Source organism: Paenibacillus plantarum, assembly GCF_013141695.1.
Classification (GTDB): Bacteria; Bacillota; Bacilli; order Paenibacillales; family NBRC-103111; genus Paenibacillus_E; species Paenibacillus_E plantarum.
Window position 1 is genome coordinate 1 of sequence record NZ_WHNY01000069.1, and the last position, 18,108, is coordinate 18,108.

At 45.6% G+C, this 18,108-nt stretch carries 19 protein-coding genes; 5 read left to right on the plus strand and 14 right to left on the minus strand.

The window, feature by feature from the left end:
* Positions 1–312: 312 nt before the first annotated feature.
* From GC096_RS26335 to GC096_RS26345, 3 genes are all read right to left on the minus strand, one after another.
* Complete coding sequence (locus GC096_RS26335; protein WP_171634365.1) at positions 313–1,065, minus strand: YwmB family TATA-box binding protein; 753 nt, start codon at positions 1,063–1,065, stop codon at positions 313–315.
* Positions 1,066–1,135: 70 nt separating this feature from the next.
* On the minus strand, positions 1,136–1,528 hold the full coding sequence (locus GC096_RS26340) for a VOC family protein (protein ID WP_171634366.1): 393 nt from the start codon (positions 1,526–1,528) through the stop codon (positions 1,136–1,138).
* A 67-nt stretch (positions 1,529–1,595) separates the two neighbouring features.
* The gene (locus tag GC096_RS26345; protein ID WP_171634368.1) at positions 1,596–1,817 is read right to left on the minus strand and encodes a hypothetical protein; all 222 of its coding nucleotides are present in this window, start codon (positions 1,815–1,817) and stop codon (positions 1,596–1,598) included.
* 154 nt (positions 1,818–1,971) lie between these two features.
* Between GC096_RS26345 and GC096_RS26350 the strand changes: the two genes are divergently transcribed.
* A complete protein-coding gene (locus tag GC096_RS26350) occupies positions 1,972–2,250 on the plus strand; it encodes a hypothetical protein (protein WP_171634369.1) in 279 nt (92 codons plus the stop codon).
* A gap of 56 nt (positions 2,251–2,306) precedes the next feature.
* On the opposite strand, the gene GC096_RS26355 is transcribed toward GC096_RS26350, so the two are convergent.
* The gene (locus tag GC096_RS26355) at positions 2,307–4,991 is read right to left on the minus strand and encodes a response regulator (RefSeq protein WP_246302981.1); all 2,685 of its coding nucleotides are present in this window, start codon (positions 4,989–4,991) and stop codon (positions 2,307–2,309) included.
* Between the two features lie 159 nt (positions 4,992–5,150).
* Here GC096_RS26355 and hisC point away from each other — a divergent pair, with 159 nt between their 5' ends.
* Positions 5,151–6,269 carry a histidinol-phosphate transaminase gene (gene hisC, locus GC096_RS26360; protein ID WP_171634372.1) on the plus strand — a complete coding sequence of 373 codons (1,119 nt, stop codon included), beginning with the start codon at positions 5,151–5,153 and terminating at the stop codon, positions 6,267–6,269.
* Between the two features lie 125 nt (positions 6,270–6,394).
* Complete coding sequence (mscL, locus tag GC096_RS26365) at positions 6,395–6,859, plus strand: large conductance mechanosensitive channel protein MscL (protein WP_171634373.1); 465 nt, start codon at positions 6,395–6,397, stop codon at positions 6,857–6,859.
* Positions 6,860–6,888: 29 nt separating this feature from the next.
* Here mscL and GC096_RS26370 read toward each other — a convergent pair whose 3' ends face one another.
* The 9 genes from GC096_RS26370 to GC096_RS26410 all read right to left on the minus strand — a co-directional run bounded on the left by GC096_RS26370 (position 6,889) and on the right by GC096_RS26410 (position 15,163).
* Positions 6,889–7,647 carry a (S)-benzoin forming benzil reductase gene (locus GC096_RS26370; RefSeq protein WP_171634375.1) on the minus strand — a complete coding sequence of 253 codons (759 nt, stop codon included), beginning with the start codon at positions 7,645–7,647 and terminating at the stop codon, positions 6,889–6,891.
* Positions 7,648–7,939: 292 nt separating this feature from the next.
* Positions 7,940–8,920: an NPCBM/NEW2 domain-containing protein gene (locus GC096_RS26375; protein ID WP_171634376.1), complete on the minus strand. Its 981-nt coding sequence runs from the start codon at positions 8,918–8,920 to the stop codon at positions 7,940–7,942.
* 46 nt (positions 8,921–8,966) lie between these two features.
* Positions 8,967–9,410, minus strand: a complete 444-nt coding sequence (locus GC096_RS26380) for a hypothetical protein (RefSeq protein ID WP_171634378.1) — start codon at positions 9,408–9,410, stop codon at positions 8,967–8,969.
* A gap of 15 nt (positions 9,411–9,425) precedes the next feature.
* Positions 9,426–9,881, minus strand: coding sequence for an NUDIX hydrolase (locus GC096_RS26385; RefSeq protein WP_171634379.1), 456 nt, complete (start codon positions 9,879–9,881; stop codon positions 9,426–9,428).
* Positions 9,882–9,998: 117 nt separating this feature from the next.
* Entirely contained in the window at positions 9,999–11,036 is a 1,038-nt protein-coding gene (gene add, locus GC096_RS26390; RefSeq protein WP_171634380.1) for an adenosine deaminase, read from the minus strand.
* 237 nt (positions 11,037–11,273) lie between these two features.
* On the minus strand, positions 11,274–12,302 hold the full coding sequence (locus tag GC096_RS26395) for a FecCD family ABC transporter permease (protein WP_171634421.1): 1,029 nt from the start codon (positions 12,300–12,302) through the stop codon (positions 11,274–11,276).
* 12 nt (positions 12,303–12,314) lie between these two features.
* Positions 12,315–13,355: a FecCD family ABC transporter permease gene (locus GC096_RS26400; RefSeq protein ID WP_171634382.1), complete on the minus strand. Its 1,041-nt coding sequence runs from the start codon at positions 13,353–13,355 to the stop codon at positions 12,315–12,317.
* A 14-nt stretch (positions 13,356–13,369) separates the two neighbouring features.
* Positions 13,370–14,380 carry an ABC transporter substrate-binding protein gene (locus GC096_RS26405; protein WP_312886348.1) on the minus strand — a complete coding sequence of 337 codons (1,011 nt, stop codon included), beginning with the start codon at positions 14,378–14,380 and terminating at the stop codon, positions 13,370–13,372.
* 87 nt (positions 14,381–14,467) lie between these two features.
* The gene (locus GC096_RS26410) at positions 14,468–15,163 is read right to left on the minus strand and encodes a DNA alkylation repair protein (protein WP_171634383.1); all 696 of its coding nucleotides are present in this window, start codon (positions 15,161–15,163) and stop codon (positions 14,468–14,470) included.
* 117 nt (positions 15,164–15,280) lie between these two features.
* Between GC096_RS26410 and GC096_RS26415 the strand changes: the two genes are divergently transcribed.
* The gene (locus GC096_RS26415) at positions 15,281–16,078 is read left to right on the plus strand and encodes a Cof-type HAD-IIB family hydrolase (protein ID WP_171634385.1); all 798 of its coding nucleotides are present in this window, start codon (positions 15,281–15,283) and stop codon (positions 16,076–16,078) included.
* 85 nt (positions 16,079–16,163) lie between these two features.
* On the opposite strand, the gene GC096_RS26420 is transcribed toward GC096_RS26415, so the two are convergent.
* Entirely contained in the window at positions 16,164–16,619 is a 456-nt protein-coding gene (locus tag GC096_RS26420) for a GNAT family N-acetyltransferase (RefSeq protein ID WP_171634386.1), read from the minus strand.
* Positions 16,620–16,974: 355 nt separating this feature from the next.
* Here GC096_RS26420 and GC096_RS26425 point away from each other — a divergent pair, with 355 nt between their 5' ends.
* Positions 16,975–17,829 carry an SDR family oxidoreductase gene (locus tag GC096_RS26425; protein WP_171634387.1) on the plus strand — a complete coding sequence of 285 codons (855 nt, stop codon included), beginning with the start codon at positions 16,975–16,977 and terminating at the stop codon, positions 17,827–17,829.
* Positions 17,830–18,108 lie beyond the last annotated feature (279 nt).

The following is an 18,108-nucleotide window of genomic DNA, read 5'->3' on the forward strand; positions in this document are numbered from 1 at the left end:
TCACTGCCGTGTTACCGGAGCAGCGAGATGTAATATACCACAGATCGTTTCTCAATTGCAAGCACTTTTTTCTCGTCAATTTATGTCAGCATCTGTCGGAAAGTCATCTTACCATACCTCATCGCTTGAAAGCAAGTCCACTTCGATTTCGCTTGTCGTGGTTATTTGCTTCAGAACAACGAGGACTAATGTACCATGCCTAGAAATCAATTACAACCCCTTTGGAAAAGTTCCACTATTGCAATTGTTTCGAATTGTTCCTACAAGTGCACGCAAAAAAAAAAGAATGCATCCTGCACCCTTTTTCTCGGTTTAGTATTCCATTGTAATAATCGGTGTTCCAATCGTTAAGCGCCAGAGGCCCGAAGTCGTATCTAGATGAAGTGCGATTTGGACATTCACCTTTTGACTGCCGCTTCGTATTGAAGCTTCGAATTCAGATGATACCACTGATGCACTGAAGGTAGTGCCATCTTCGTAGCGCTCAACAACCTTTCCTTTATAAGCTTGAACTAACTCAGATAGGAACTCCTTAGGGTCATTCGATATGCTTATGGCTTCAGCAGCATTCCCTTGTATCATCACGTTCCACATACCTTGAATGCCCTGTTCGGTTAATTGCGCGGTCACTTGCTCCTGCCATTTCAGAAGCTGGGATTGGTCTGCACTACCTGGCGCATCTAATCGTACTACAGCATAACAAGCCGACTGTCCCACTGGACTAGCAACGGTTAATGTCACGACCGCGCTTTCAGCAACTTCTGACTTAACCGTATAGATACCGCTTTTTAAAGATATGGATTCATTCGACGTATGAGATTGAAAGCCAAGCTTGTTGGATAAACGTTCACCCGCATCCATCACTTTGGCATCCACACCGTCACATGTACCGAAATAGCCTGTATATTTGAAGGTAATATGTTCATTCGATTGCATATAGGGCTTTGCCACACTGAGTAATAACTGTGCATCTTGTTCTGCCTGTGCATCCACATGACGTATCCAGCCGAAGAATAAACCTAGTATCGTGATGCCTATTATTATTTGTGTCCAACGCTTTGACATGAAAAAAGCACCTCTTTACTAGAATCTATCACTCTAGTAAAAGGATGCCCGTATCTATTAAATGTTAAACCTATCCACGTGTCGATTGAAAGAATTCAATTCGCTCCCCATCTAGTCCATTAAAGAAGAAATACTTAGAACCGTTCGGAAGTGTTGTAATTTCCGCATCCAATTGCTCAACTTCTAAAGCTTGAATTCTTGCGAATTCAACATCGATATCATCTACGGTAAAAGCCAAGTGATGCACTTTGCCTTCTTGTGGCAATTTCGCATTATAGCCTTCAATCAATTCAACTTCTGTTTCATTTGAGGCTTCAAAGCCAAGAAAACCAAGCCGGATAACGCCATTCGTATGGAGTAACGTTCCTTTGTGCTTAAGTCCGATTACAGTAACATAAAATGCAATAGATGCTTCTAAGTTTGCTACCATGACGCCTACGTGCTCTAATTTCATAACGGTCATATGTATCTGCCTCCTTGTTCTAATCCCTTCATTTTAGCTAAAAATAAAGGAAAGGGCTAGACCGTGATCAATACATCGGAATTGTCTCCATCTCTCCATTTAACGAGAAGAGCGTTACTTCTGTATTGGTTGTATGTACTAATCCCAGATTATCAAATACTTCTCTGATCTGAGCATTATTTAAATGTTTTGTTATCGCTTCAACCGCTCGGTATGAATATTCTTGGTACATGGATTCGAAAAAAATAAGCACTTCTTTTTCCCCAATGATCACTTTCGTGTGCAGCACTCGCAACACCCCCGGTTCAGATAGAACAATTGTATATTTTGGAAGCTAGGAAAGTATGAAGACTTCTTTAGGTTTATGTTAGGTTTGTAGACTTCGCCAAATATGAGGTGTCCGTGTATAATGAAAACGAATGCCACGGACGGGAGGGGCCATAATGAGGTTGTTAAAGCTGCTGCAAATCTATGAGGTGGATGGGATTACGCCGAAACATCGGTCAGATCGATTCGATTTCGATGAGATTCAAGGGCAAACATTTCGTGAAGTGAACCCCACCGAGGTAGGATGTCCAATGACGTTATCAGGGGTTCGGCAACATACACCATTCAAAACAACACGTGTGCAAGCGATTGATCAAGACGGACTGGATTTCCGTGTATTGACGCGCAACACGATTTATCATTTTGAAGTATCTACAGAACGCGATGTCCATTAACACAAAAGACCTTTGACTACTTCCATCATCGGGAGGTAGTTAAAGGTCTTTCTGATTTATTTACTAAGCCAAACATGCATAAGCGATAGAAGTTGGCTCATATGCAGCGGCTTGCTAATATAGTCAGATGCTCCGGCCTGCAAGCAGATTTCTCTGTCCTGTTTCATAGCTTTGGCCGTAAGTGCAATGATCGGAACATCAGCATATTGATTATTTTTCCTAATGAGCCGCATCGCCTCATAGCCATCCATCACCGGCATCATAATATCCATGAGAATAAGCTCAATACTAGGATCCTTCCCCAATAGCTCTAAGCATTCTTGTCCATTCTGAGCAACACTCACGATAATTCCTTCTTGTTCAAATGCATTACAAAGGGCAAATACGTTACGCACGTCATCATCAACAACCAGAACTTTTCTATCCTTAAATCGATTGCCGTCGCCATCCTCGCGTGCAGAAATGGTTTTACCGTTTTCTCGAATGATATAGTCACTGATCGTGTTAGCAGTTGCTGCCGCTACTTCCTTATGCGTGGCGTTAGTTCCCCCAATTAAAGGAGGCAGCGAAGGCACATATAACGTAAATGTACTTCCTTCGCCTTCCACGCTCTGCATCAGGATACAACCTCCAAGAAGTCTGGCTAATTCCCGACTAATCGATAACCCTAGCCCTGTCCCTCCATACTTCCGATTCGTTGTGCCATCGGCCTGAAGGAAGGGCTCGAAGATGACTTCTTGCTTGTCAGTTGGAATACCTATACCCGTATCCTTAACGGAAACTGCCATAACCTGCCTGTGCATGGCCGAAGGCAGTAGTTCCACAATTTGTTCCACGCTGCACATGCGAAATTCCACGTGAATAGAGCCTTCATGCGTGAATTTAAATGCATTAGAAAGCAAATTTTTGAGAATTTGGCTGAGTCTCTGTTCATCCGTATTGAAGATCTTCGGCATTTGAGCATCCATCTCGATCCGGAATGTTAGTTTGCGTTGTTCTGCGACCTTCTCGAACTGACTTAGCAAGAGCTCGGGGAGCCAGTCCACACGTAACTCACCGATATGAATATCCAATTTACCCGCTTCAACTTTGGATAAATCCAAGATATCATTGATAAGGAGCAGTAGATCATTTCCCGAAGAATGAATAACACGGGCATACTCTTGCTCATCATGCGTTAAGGTTTTGCTATTGTTTTCCTGAAGCATCTGAGAAAGAATCAATATACTGTTAAGCGGCGTTCGCAGCTCGTGAGACATGTTCGCCAAGAATTCCGATTTATACCGCGAGCTCAGTTCCAGCTGAATGGCATGCTCTTCAAAGGAGACTTTCATGTACTCAAGCTCCCTCGACCTTTCATCCGCATAGCGATTTCTTTCCTCTAGCTGTTCATTGGTCCGATACAATTCTTCTTGTTGACTTTGAAGTTCCTCGGTCATCACCTGATACTCTCGAAGAAGACGCTCTACCTCAACACGCGTTTGCACGCTGTGTACGATTGTTCCTAACACCTCTAAGATGTCATCCATCAGACTCAGTTGAAGCGACGTAAATTTATCAAAAGAAGCCAGCTCCATAATGGCGATGACTTCTTGATTATGGATAATCGGAACGATGAGAACACTTTGCGCACTCGCTGACCCCAGTCCTGATTTTAAACGGATATACGTTTCAGGGACATGTGTGAGATGTACAATTCGCTTCTCAATCGCACATTGACCAATCAAGCCTTCCCCAATATGAAAAAAAGGTTTACCTGCTTCAGCACTTTCCTCCATCGCCGCATAGGCCGCCAGCCTCATCATGCCAGCCTTGGATTCATGTACGCTTCGAATGTAGAAAACGCCGAAGGAAGCTCCAAATAATTCTGCTGATTTACGAATAAAGCACGTCCCCAGCGTTTCCAAATCGGAAATACCTTGCAGCATATGGACAACCTCTGTCAACTTCCGCTGCTGCCACTCGATTTCTTCTTGGCTCTCTAGCAACGCATTGGTTGCGTCGGCCAGATCCTTCACTTCATCATTCATTGTGACATGAATACGCTTGGAACGATCCCGCTTCATGGAGCTCAGCTTGATGATGCTCTTGGTAACCTGTTTGATCGTCCCGACAATGGATCTCGAAATAACTAACGCTGCTAGCAGCGAAAAGATGAGCACCAATCCCAACATGACGAATAAGGAGTTGGTCAACATTTTATTTTGCGCATCAAGGTGTGCCGCTCGCTCCTTCACGAATCCCATTTCAAGACTGCGAAATCGACTCAATTGCGAACGAATATCTAGAATATTTTGATGAGTAATAAAGAAGGTAAAATTAAAATAACTCTCATTCTCAAGACCATTTCTCATGGTCGGCATGGTCCCGCCTGTTTGTATAAGCCAATTCTCGATAGTTTCCTTGAGCGCGATTAAATTTTTCTCCTGGACTGGTGTATCACTCGTTAGCTCTTTCAGTTGATTGAAGGAATCTCTCCACTTGGTCTGCCCGGTCGTATAAGGTTCTAAATATTTAACTTCGCCTGTGAGTAAGTAGCCTCTTTGCCCATTTTCCATATCCATGACATATTTCTCAAGAAGATTCGCCTCTCTATTGACGGCGAAATCATGCTCAATGACATAATTGCGATCTCGCTGCATGGCAGCTAACTGTTGATTAACAAGCACAAAAGACAGGGTTAAGCAGAAAATGATGAACGCATATCCAATCATAATTTTGGCACGTATACCGAATCTCATTTGCCTCAATCCACTGCCACCCCTTCTACAGATCAACGCCTAATAGATGTATCATATACCAAACAACCATTAACTGGTATGCAAACTTTTCACTTTACTACTTTACCAAGTTAATGTATTATCTAAATAAAGTAAATACGACAATAAGGAGTGTTTTATATGAAAGGTCCAGGTGTTGAAAATATTAATCCACGCAGCATTTTATCACGAATGAAGCCATACACGCCCGGCAAACCCATCTGGGAGGTTCAACGTGAATTCGGGCTAACATCCGTTACCAAATTAGCATCCAATGAAAACCCATTAGGTCCCTCCCCTCTCGCTCTTGAGGCAATACAAGCTTATTTAACTGACATTCATCGCTATCCCGATGCAGAGACCGTAAATCTTAGAGAAGCTATTGCAGAAAAACGCGGATTCTCGCCTGATCAAGTCCTTGTTACTAACGGTGGTGATGAACTGATTACGCTACTCTCTGAAACCTACTTGGAGCCTGGCGATGAAGTCATCGTGCCCTCACCAACATTTAGCGAGTACGAATTCGGAGCCAACTTGCTTGGGGCTAGCATCATTAACGTGCCACTCGGGGAGAACTATCGCTATGAAGTAGAAGCTATTCTCGAGGCTGTCACTGAACGCACGAAAATGCTCTATATTTGTTCACCGAACAATCCGACGGGTACTTATATGACCAAAACGGACTTGCACCGACTTGTAAAGAGCTTACCTTCACATGTGCTAGTCATCTTCGATGGTGCGTATAGCCATTTCGTTACAGCTGATGATTATTGCGATGGACTTGCGCTAGTACGAGAAGGCTATCCTGTTGTTGTGTTGCAAACCTTTTCTAAAATCTATGGCTTAGCGGGCATACGTGTGGGATATGGCATCGCAGATGCAGGTATTCTGCAGCGGATTCGCCAGGTCAAAGAACCTTTCAACGTGAACACGCTAGCACAAGTTGGCGCTATAGCCGCACTCAAGGATGATCAGCATCTTGAAGCAACACGTACGAATAATGTGAAGGTACGGGATGAACTTTACACCGAATTGCGTACACTAGCTATCCCTTTCACGCCAAGCATGAGTAATTTCGTACTCGTCGATCTAGGAACACAAGCTAAATCCATTTATGATAATTTGATGAGTCGCGGAGTTATTGTTCGATATGGCGGAGGTTGGAATCTTCCTAATCATGTTCGAATTTCGATTGGAACTTCCGAAGAGAATGCCGTACTTGTTCAGGCTTTGAAGGAAATTGTCGCAGTGAAGGCCTAGAAATCTGGTAGATGAAGCTCCCCTACTTATAGATAAAATATCACCTTAGCTGATGGGAGCTTATTTGTTTGGTCTCTATCAACTATGGTACAATGCTATCAATTATAGTCTCTTGGGGGTACATCATGCTAAAAGAATTCAAAGATTTTGCATTCAAAGGAAACATGCTCGACCTTGCAGTCGGGGTTATTATCGGAGGGGCTTTCGGTAAAGTCATTACGTCCATTGTAAATGATTTGGTTATGCCGCTCGTTGGTTTGCTCATTGGCAAAGTGAATTTCAATGACTTGTATGTTGCTTTGGATGGGAAACATTACGAGACATTTGAGGAAGCCGCTAAGAGCACTGCAGTCTTTAGATACGGACAATTCCTATCAACTTTCTTGGATTTCTTGATCGTGGCATTCGTTATCTTCATGGTTGTTCGTCAAATCGGCAAGTTCCGCAAGAAGGAAGCACCGAAGGAAAAAGCAGTTACAACCAAAGATTGTCCTCATTGCTTATCTGAAATTCCAGCACAAGCATCACGCTGTAAGTTCTGTACTTCGGAACTTTCGTCTGGTGGCAAGGTTAGCGGCAGCATTCAATAGATCTTTGTGATAAAAGAGCCCGTGTCGGATTACGACACGGGCTCTTTCGTACGCAAGTCGGCGACCTCGCCTTGTTCGAACGCATTCGCTTGCAGCAGGTGCAACAGCTGCTTGGCGGTATCTTCAGGGGAGCGCAGCTCCCCCTGCTCTTGAAGCTGGACGAACCGCCCCACCTGCGGGAAGTCCTCTTCCGAGGCAGCGCGAATCTCCCGCTGCATATCGGTGTCCACCACACCCGGAGCCACGCTGCAGATCAGCACCGGGTGTGGCTGTTTCAACTGCTCGACGCCAACGCAGCGCGTCAGCATATCCAGCCCGGCCTTGGCGGTGCAGTAGGCACCCCAGCCAGGGTAGGGCTTGCGCCCCGCGCCCGAGGAGATCCCGACGACCCGCTTCACCATCGGCCACGCCTGCGTGAGCCGAATGAAGCTGTTCGTCAGCACCGCGGGTGCGACGAGATTGACCTGCAGGCTGCGCTGCAGGTCGTCTGGGGCTGCTCGGCCGATCGAGACAATCGGCTCTATCATGCCCGCATTGTTGATGAGCGTGACGGAAGCCACGCCATCCGGTTTCGCGAGGATTCGCTCCATGAGCGAATCGATGCCTTCGGTTTGCGCCAAGTCGTAAGCATGGAAGGTCAGCTGACCTTCCATGCGCAGCGCCTCTTGGCGCAAGGTCTCGTTCTCGCTGCGGGAAATGCAGTGAACCGCAGCGCCTTGCTCGAGCAGCTGCCGGATGATGGCAGCGCCGAGGCCTTTGGACCCGCCCGTAATGATGTAAGTATCCATAAGGTATGCCTTTCTTTTATCCGGTTTAGCCTTACTAGGTTCATAGCCTTGCTATTTCATTGTCTTAGAACTTTGCACGACAGCCAAGAGGAACGAGGATCCGCTATTTGATGAAAATAGGCAGTTTTCATTGCCGAAGGGAACGTGGTTCCTCTATCCCCCTGCTTTCCGGCTATAATCCACGTTTCGGAGTAAAATAGCGTACTGATGTTCCCTTTCGACCCGAAAGCGGCTGTTTTTGCCGAAATAGCAGAACCACGTTCCCTTAACAGCCTTCCTCGCGTATAAACAACTAATTTTTGAAAAGCTTAGGCTTATAGATGGCAAGTACGGAAACGTAGCTATTCTCTTTTCCTTCGTATAGGGTAAGCTCAAAATCAATTTGAAGCTGCTTCACACCGCTAATATCCATAATTTCATAAGGGAGTTTGCCATTACTCACCATGAAATCTGTTTTGGTTGCCAGCAGCTTTCCATCACCGTACACCGTTATTTTCGCCGGACGGTTGAAATTTCCATTTTTATCATCAAAGGTATAGTTGAATGCAAAAGTTTTATAGCTTCCACCTAAATCATAGGTAATGGATTGCCGTGCGTGTTGTCCATCTAATTTGGCACCGATCCCATGTGCGTATAGCTTGCCCTCTCTTTGCAACGGGTACACTTCGGAATCGACGGAACTTGCATCGATGCGAACGCGCTTCAACACGTTAGAGCCCACGATTTTCGAATACGGTAATTCGGTTAAATAAACAGCACCCTCTCGCGCAGCCTCCTCCATTTCCGCCTTGTATTCAGCCGTTTTGGTATTCGTATGAACATTAAAAGTAGAATAGGTTGTTTCTAAATCATTCGCTTGTGAAGGCGCTGTATTCACAGGTGGAGGTGTTGGTTTCGGCGTAGGGACTGGCGTCTGCGTTGGAGCGCTGCCATAATCCTTTGCATCTTTATATGGAACACCTTCCGACGTGCTTACACCAGCAGTTTTGTTTTGTAAAATGATCGTTTTACTCGCTTGATCCCAATCCACCATGAGTCCAGCCGACTCACCTACCGCTCGCAAAGGAACATAAGAGGAACCTTCATAAATAATCGGGCTTATGACCTTGCCATCAGAATCTGTTGGCGTCCACGATTTTCCATTCAGCGTAAACTTAATCTCGTGATTAAGAAATGCCTGAATTTGCTCGATGTTCGCAGCGGCATACCCGCCTACACCTACACCAAGCCCAAGTGTCGAAATGAACAAAGCAGAAATAACTAATTTTTTCATAATGAGAATGAGACCCCTTTTAAACATATATTTGTATACGATGATGCTACACCATCGTCTTCCATTCTGCCAACATTTCTTCTAACGGCCTTTTCAATTTCCGCTTATTAACTGTAATATTTACTACGTCTAACTTACCCCTAATAAAAATATCGAACTGATTAACTTTCCCTTCAACCATATAGTAATGCAGAATATCTTCTTTAGGAATGTATTCATCATGTAACTTAATGCCTCTATCTCCAATATACGCTCGATCCAGCACGGCAGATAGGAGAATAAGGAGGAATAGCACCCCATACTTCCCATTGCTATCTAGCGTGACAATAAAGGGTAAGAAAAATAAATTCAGCAGCGTAATGAATATTTTTTTGTAGTCACTATAGCCAACAAGCGTAACGGTCCCAATCTGTTTCTTAGCTTTACTAGATCTGTAACTCTTAAATACCATGTACAAAACATAGACAAGAACGATCACATATGAAATCATTACGATGTTCGCCTCCTATCTTTTTGATACACTTTGTAGATAAGCCATTATACTATCCCTGTATACTTGACCCATCGTCTCCGGTAGATCGTGCAAATCAAAGTATTGCAAATCTCGGGTTTCAGCTGTTTCCATGGCTATCTCACCTGTAGCTTCGCTAGCCATATAGGCCGTCGTTACTGCGTAAAATTCATCTCCATTGGAAAGCGTGTAATGATACTGAGCGCCAGAAAACACGCCTACTAATGCTAAGTCCCCCACTGTCAGACCTGTTTCTTCAAAAAATTCACGTCGAGCTGTGTCTTCTAAAGACTCTCCCAAGTCCATAAGTCCTCCTGGCAACCCCCAGGTCTCATTCGGTCTTTGTTGTAGGAGAACCTGTCCCGTATCATTAACCAAGATCACGACGGCTCCAGGCAAAATGATCGGATGATGCCCTACGAACTGTCTAAGTTGCTTATAATACTCCATGACCCTTACACCTCCGACCGCAAGGATTTGAAAATATCCCTTATTTTAGCATAACAAGGATCCCCTTGAACAAAAAAATCTGCTGCGTAATCGCAACAGATCCTCTTCCACCTTTATCTAATTATACACACCTAAGCTCGTAAGCTCAGCTTCCATCTCTTGTCTGAATATCCCTTTATCGTGTTCTTCCATAAAAGCAGCCTCCACACCATTCATGATCAACTTCACTAGTTCTGGTGTTGTAAAAGCGAATCGATCAGCGATCGTGCGATACTCTTTCGTAATATCGGTTCCCGAGACACTAGGATTATCGGTGTTGATTGTTACGATCAAACCTTGATCCAAGTACTCCCGGATCGGATAAGCCTCCCACGAAGCCACAGCTTTCGTTTGGATATTGGAGATCGGACACATTTCCAATGGAATGCGGCGATCTTTGATCAATGCCAGAATAGCGGCATTCTCCCGAAGTCTTACCCCATGCCCGATTCGGGTTGCCCCTAAATGCGTGACCGCCTCGTAGACGTTAACCGCACCCGCTGCCTCACCGGCATGAATGGTAACAGGAATGCCCAGCTTATGTGATCTAGCGAACACTTCTCGGAAAAACTCAGGCGGATAATTCGCCTCGTCGCCAGCCAAATCAACAGCAACAACGCCCTTCCCTATGAACTTGGCGGCTGCTTCGATGACTTCCAAATTATCTGCACAAGGATGATTCCGCATACAAATGGCAATAACACCGAATCTCGTTCCAAAATCGCGCCCCGCACGCTTTAATCCTTGCGTGACATAGTGGAACGTCTCTTCGAGGGTTAACCCCATGTTCCGATGCAGTTGAGGCGCGAAGCGCACCTCCACATAACGACAGTTATGCTCCACGGATTGCTCAACGACTTCATAAGCTACACGCTCTAAGGCTGCACCTGTTTGTAGGAAGCGTGTCGTAAAATCAAATTTCCCTAAGTATTCAATCAGACTGCCGCAAGAGTCCGTCACACGCATATGCGGGATCAGCCCATCCTTGTCGTAGACAGGGAGTGATATACCTTGTTCGAGAGCGAGCTCCAAAATCGTCTCAGGCTTCACACTTCCATCCAAATGTAAATGAAGATCCACTTTCGGTAATCGTGCTAACAAATCATTTGTTCGCATGTGAGCCATCTCCCATCTCTCCCTTTGCCTCTCTTTGACGCCAGCGCGTTAGAGAAGAATTTTAATTACTTTAAACGAATGTGATGTCCATGTCAATATATATGACAAATATTTATTTTATTAGTATATGCGCTGTATCATGTAATATTTCCTGTCACATATATAAAATGAAAAAAAATCCACAACAGGCTACTAAGCCTACTGTGGATTCTACTGTGGATTTCTATGTTTGTCCTTTTACGAAGCTCTCGTTCGAACTAATAAGTACAGAAAATATGGCGCTCCGATAACAGCGGCTACAATCCCCGTCGGAACCTCTGTTGGCTGAAACATCCCCCGTGCTATCGTATCCGCGACGATAAGTATCAGCCCACCGGTAAGCGCTGAGGCTGGAATCAAAAATTGATGTTTAGGTCCAACTAGCCTTCTAGCCAGATGCGGACCAATCAAACCAACGAAGCCAATACCACCACCGACCGCCACACATGCGCCTGCAAGCGCAACTGCTGCGGCCAGCAATCCAAGTCGTTCTCGTTCCATTCGTATCCCGAGTCCAATGGACGTCATCTCGCCCAGATTCAGCACATTCAGGACATTCGCTTTGAATATGACATAAGGAATGAGAACGACGATCCACGGTAATAAGGCCAGAACGAACTTCCAGTTGGTTCCCCAAATACTACCCGCTAACCAGATTTGAACGAACTGAAAATCGGTTGGATCCAAACGAATGCTAAGTACCATCATCAGTGCAGCAATACCCGCGGAAACCGCGATACCCACAAGGAGCAATCGGGATGACGAGATCCCTTTGCCTTTGACATACGAAAGCGTATAGATCAGAAAAGCGGCCAAACCCGCACCCAGCATAGCGATCATCGGCATGAAGAACAACGGCGCCCCAGCATTATTCGGATAAAAGGATACGACCAGAATGATCGCAAGTCCTGCTCCTGCATTAATGCCCAGAATACCTGGGTCAGCTAGCATATTTCGTGAAATCCCCTGCAAGATGGCTCCAGAAACCGCTAACCCCGCTCCTACCAGGATTGAAATCACAATACGTGGAAGTCGGAAATCCCATAGAATAATGCCTTGTTTCGCTGTCCCGCCTCCAAAAAACGTTCGAAGCACCTCAATAGGACTCAAACGAATTACGCCAGTGTTCATACTAATAATAAATACAATGATTATAAGGACCATTAAAATCGACATCACCGTGATCGCTTTAGTCAATCTCGGTTTCTTGATACTTCCAGATTGCATGGATGTCATTGCCTAATCCCTCCCCTTTTTACGGGCTAGATAAAGGAAAAATGGCACACCAATCAGAGCAATAATCGAACCTATCGGCGTCTCAAATGGCGGATTGACCATGCGGGCTCCGATATCAGCCAGCACGACCAACAACCCGCCTAATACCGCTGAGGTTGGAATGATCCAACGATAGTCAACGCCAACAAGATAGCGGACAATATGAGGAATAATGAGACCAATAAACCCAATAGCTCCCACCGTTGCCACGGCTGCACCGGCAAGGACCAGAACCAGCACGAAGGCTGCTAGCTTCACAAGTCCCGTCCGTAAACCGAGACCTGTTGCCACATCTTCTCCCATACTTAACAGCGTAATCCAAGGTGAGATGAAAAAAGCGCCTAGTAAGGCAACGATAATCCAAGGTGCCATAATATCAACTTGCAACCACTTCGTACCTGCAACCCCTCCTGCAAACCAAAAAGCGAGATCCTGACCAATATGGTAGGAAATCGCAATCCCTTCGCTGAGCGCCAAAAGTAAAGCGCTAACAGCAGACCCTGCCAGAACGATTCGAACAGGTGTTACGCCACCCTTCGCCAACGCACTAATGCCATAGACAAGCCCCGTTCCTATTGCAGCACCGAGGAATGAAAATAGAATGACATAGTGAAAAGGCAGTTGCGGTAAAAAGGCAAAACACAGGGCAAGCATAAAGCCTGCACCTGCGTTGATACCAAGAATACCCGGGTCCGATAACGGATTGCGTGTAACACCTTGCATAATCGCCCCTGCCACAGCAAAAGCAGCCCCAACTAAAGCTCCAGCGATTGCTCGCGGAAGCCTTAATTGTTGGATGATCAAATGCTGTGTCGAATCAGCATTAAATTGAAAGATAGCTTGCCATACCTCGCCGAAGGAGATATCTGCTGCCCCAACCGAAATAGAAGCAATCAGGCTGATCAGCAACAAAGCCAGTCCACCAAATATAATGGCTGATGCAGCTAATGGACGGGATTTCAATGGAGGTTTGACAGAGGGAACTTGCTTAACTGAACCCGTCATACCCTAGCCCCCCATTATTTAATGACTTTAACGATATCATCCATCACGCGCTCGCCAGCAATTACACCGTTGTACAACCAGCTGCTCTTCGTGTCCATCTCGAATACTTTGCCTGATTTAACAGCCGGAACGTTCTTCCATAATGGATCTTCCAGGTTCCCGGCTTGACCTTTATCACTGTTAACCAAGAAAATGTAGTCTGCATCCAATTGCGCAAGCTTTTCTAAGGAAATTGGTGTCCAGTTCGCTTTAGCATCTGGCAAGACAGCTAGAATATTAGGCATTTTCAAACCAAGATCGCCATAAGCAACCGCGCCACTTGCTACTTTACCGTTAACAACAAAGAAAGATTTGTTCGTTAACCAAAGGATCGCAACCTTTTTATCACCAACAGTTGCTGCAAGTTTCGCTTTTGTATCTGTTACTTTTTGATCATATTTCTTCAACGCGGCATTCGCTGCATCTGACTTATTAAGAATTTCGCCCATTTTCAAAAGCGTCTTACGGAAGTCAGCTGTTACTTCGCTGCCTAATACGAATGTCGGCACGACTTTGGAGTACTGATCGTATAGACCTTTTTCAACAGCAGACTCGTTTCCTACGATCATGAAATCTGGCGCAGCTTTCAAAACCGATTCAACTGGCAGATCATAACCAATCGTTGGTACGCCAGCAAGTTGTGTTTGTAGGTACTCTTGAACAGTTGTACCTTTCACGGACCATTGAACAACGGGTTTAACACCAAGAGCAAGAAGCGGATCTTCCAAGTAGGACGCGATAACCGCTTTCGGGTTCGCAGGAACCTTAACATCATGGCCCATGCTATCTTTTAAAACTTTATCAACAGCAGGCGCAGGTGTTGCTGTCGCTGCTGCAGTAGCTGCCGGAGCAGTTGAAGTTGAAGGTGTTGTTGTGCCTGCTGCATCCTTGTCACTTCCACAAGCTGTTGCAAGTAAAGCTGCCATGCACACTGAAAGGACAGTGAATGTAACTTTAGTAGTTTTTTGTTTGTTGAAATGTATCACTTTGGACCCTCCTGGGTAGCTATTTATGTATGATATTGATTCTCAACATATAATAATGAAAATGATTATCAATGTCAATACATTCGGCTATATCCCAGTATTTTCTTGTTTTTTGTGAATTACCTTCAGTGCCTCTCGTACACTTAGCGGTGATAAGTCATGGCTAGCAACGAAGGATTGTACGGCTTCAGCATCCGTCTTGGAATACTCACGCAGCGCCCATCCGATCGCTTTGCGGATGAAAAACTCTTTCGAATGGGCCATCGTCGTAATGCAATGAAATAACAACGGGACGTCGGTTTTCTTTTTATACTTCAACTGAAATAAGATTGCGGTTCGTTGCAGCCACATATGTTCGGAAGCTAACCATTTTTCCACATAAGCAGGAATTAGCTCGGGAAATCGTTGGAGATGAAAACCGATCAAGTGATCCGCAATCGTATCTACGGTGTCCCACCAAGATTGGGTTACGATGAAATGCTCCAGTATTTCGATGTGTTCCGCTGGTACGGTCTTTCGAACTTGCAAAAGCATAATAATTGCCGTGTAAGCAAATTCACGCTCGGGCAACTGCCACAATTCCTGGGCGACGCGGACGGCCTCCTCCCCTTTCGGAAAGCCATGCTCCTTCGTGAATTGTTTGGTCAGCGCAACGCGCTCTGGATTACGAATACCGAGGAATGGAAAATGATTCTTCATATAAGCTTCCATGCTAGATGCATTTTCCTCGTTCGTATGCGATCTAAGCCATTTCTCCAAGTCATTCGTGTATGAGGATGTCATCGTGAAAGTGCCTCCTTTTAGCTAAATCCTATGTGCTTATTGTAGCAATTCGCTAGCAATTCGGGTATGCTATTAGCAGAATTTTAATAGAGATGATGAATAGGATCGGTGAGAAACATGACGTATAAATTAGTTGCTGCTGACTTGGATGATACGCTGCTGCGTGATGATTTGACGATTTCACAAGAGACGGTTGATGCCATGCATCAAGCTGTTGCCAAAGGGGTAACGGTCACCATCGCCACAGGAAGAAGCTTCCCTTCTGCTGCCAAAATTGCCAATCGCATCGGACTCAACGTCCCCATCATTACGTATCAAGGGGCTTTGATCAAAAATTTGCTAGACGAAGAAGTCCTCTACGAGCGCACTGTCCCTGTCGAGAGCGCCCGCTTCCTGCTTGATTACTGTGAGAAGAACAACTATCATCTTCAGCTTTACCATGGGGATGAGCTTTATGCAGCTGAGGATAACGATAAGATCAAAAAATACGTGAGCTTGTCCAAGACACCTTATATTATTGGTGATTTGCGTCAGTGGATCGATATTCCACAGCCGAAAATGCTGATTGTTGATAAACCTGAAGTTTGTGACCAAATCCGTGAGGAACTACTGCCCCTACTGGGTGACAAGCTGCATATCACGAAATCCAAGCCACACTATTTGGAATTCATGCATAAGGAAGGTACGAAGGGACATGCGATCACGTTCCTTGCTGAGCACATCGGATGCTCATTAGATGAAGTAATTGCACTAGGCGATGCATGGAATGATCGGGAAATGCTTGAAGTCGCTGGCCTCGGCGTTGCCATGGAGAATGCCCTGCCTGAGCTGAAAGCGTTGGCGAACTTCGTGACGAAGAGTAACAATGATGATGGCGTAAGACATGTGCTGGAAAAGTTTGTTTTAGCGGAGTAAGTGTGGGGAAAAAGCAAAATGAGAAAAAGAGGTCCTTGGGGACCTCTTTTTTGTGGGCAGAACGTCTATTTTTGAAAAGATCAACTTATAATTCCAACGTCATAAATGAACTTAGCGGGTCATCCGTATAATTCGCGAACGGTTTGCAGTATTGAAATCCAAAATTTTCATATAGCTTTCTGGCTGGCTCGAAAGCTTCCATGGAGCCCGTCTCCAAGCTGATTCGCGTATAGCCGCGTTGCTTCGCTTCATTAATAATGTGTTCAAGAATTCGCTTCGCAACGCCCTTCCGATGATGTGCGGAGGATGTTCGCATTGATTTTAACTCGCCATGTTGAGTGTCCAGCTCCTTGAGAGCTCCGCAACCAACTATTTCCCCTTGTTCCCACCCACTCCAAAAAGTAACATCTGGCTTTTTTAATCCATCCAAATTTAAGGCATGTGTACTCTCAGGCGGGGATAATGATTGCATATGTAGAAGGTGCTCCATAATGAGCGCTCTTACTTCAGAACCGGATAAATCGTCTACTTTAATCTCCACTCTTGCCACTCCTCTGTCTCTAATTTTTATTGATTAGAATACAACATTACATCGGTCAATTCAACTGTTATTGGGTTTCTGCACAACTTGAAGTGCAGGGATTGTGTACGGTGACAACGCATCTATTGGTACTAGACAGCAAGGTTATTGGTATGAGAACATGAGTTATCCGCATTAATGTAAGCGCTATCCATAACATGAAGGGCATAAAAATTTCATGAGCTTAATATCCATACCCATGAGGTAAAATAAACGACTCCCCCGTCCAACAAGGACGGAGCGTTTATGGAAAAATACAGCCTACTTATTAAGTGAAACATATAAACTCTATATTTCAAAAAGGAGCGTGAATCCTATGTTCGATGGCGCATTACTACAAGATAAAGTAGTACTTATTACTGGCGGCGGCACAGGACTTGGCCGCGCGATGGGTGAGAAATTCCTGTCGCTCGGAGCTAAGCTGGCTATCACGAGTAGACGTGAAGAAGTGCTCGCGAAAGCTGCGGCAGAAATGAGCACGGATGTCGGCGGGGATGTGTTCTACCATCCCTGCGATGTACGTGATCCGCAGCAGGTTGCTGCCATGATCACGGCCGTGGAGGAGCACTTCGGTCACATCGACGTGCTGATTAATAATGCGGCTGGCAACTTTGCCAGCCCGACTGAGCACTTATCACCGCGAGCCGTCGATGCGGTGCTGAACATTGTGCTCCACGGGACGTTCTACACCACGTTGGAGTTAGGTAAGAGGTGGATCGAGCAAGGCGTAGGAGGTACGATGCTGAACATCGTCACCTCCTACGCCTCTACTGGATCCGCCTTTGTCGTGCCTTCCGCCGCCGCGAAGGCCGGCGTGCTTGCCCTTACCCGCTCACTCGCCGTCGAGTGGGCGCGGTACGGGATCCGGCAAGTCGCTATCGCGCCGGGGTTGTTCCCGACCGACGGCGCGTGGAGCCGACTGGCTCCTACGCCCGAGCTGTCGCAGAAGCTCTTGCACCGCGTCCCGCTGGGACGCGTCGGGGAAAAAGATGAGCTGGCGAACCTCGCCGCTTATCTGATTTCGGACTTCGCCGGCTATATTAACGGCGAAGTGATCACGATTGACGGCGGCGAGTGGCTGCAAGGCGCCGGGCAGTTCAACGATCTGCTCGAGGTCACCGACGAGCAGTGGGTTTCACTTGCGGAGATGACCCGCAAGGGGAAATCGTAGCTTCCTCCGTTTGGAGGAATAACTGGAAAAACTACATCTAATTTGATGTGATTTGGCTGAAAAAGTGAAATAAATGGAAAACATACATCTAATCTAGACGATTAATAGGGTTTCATTGAAATAGGCCAAAAATAGATGGAGAAAATCCAGTTATCTTCTTTTTTCGATGAAATTGGGCAGAAATAGCTGGATTTTTTCCAGCTATTTCGTCGGGCGGGCTCCTCCGTCTTGTTGTACTTGCTAATTTACTTCCAAACTACTATTCTACTCAAAAAGCAC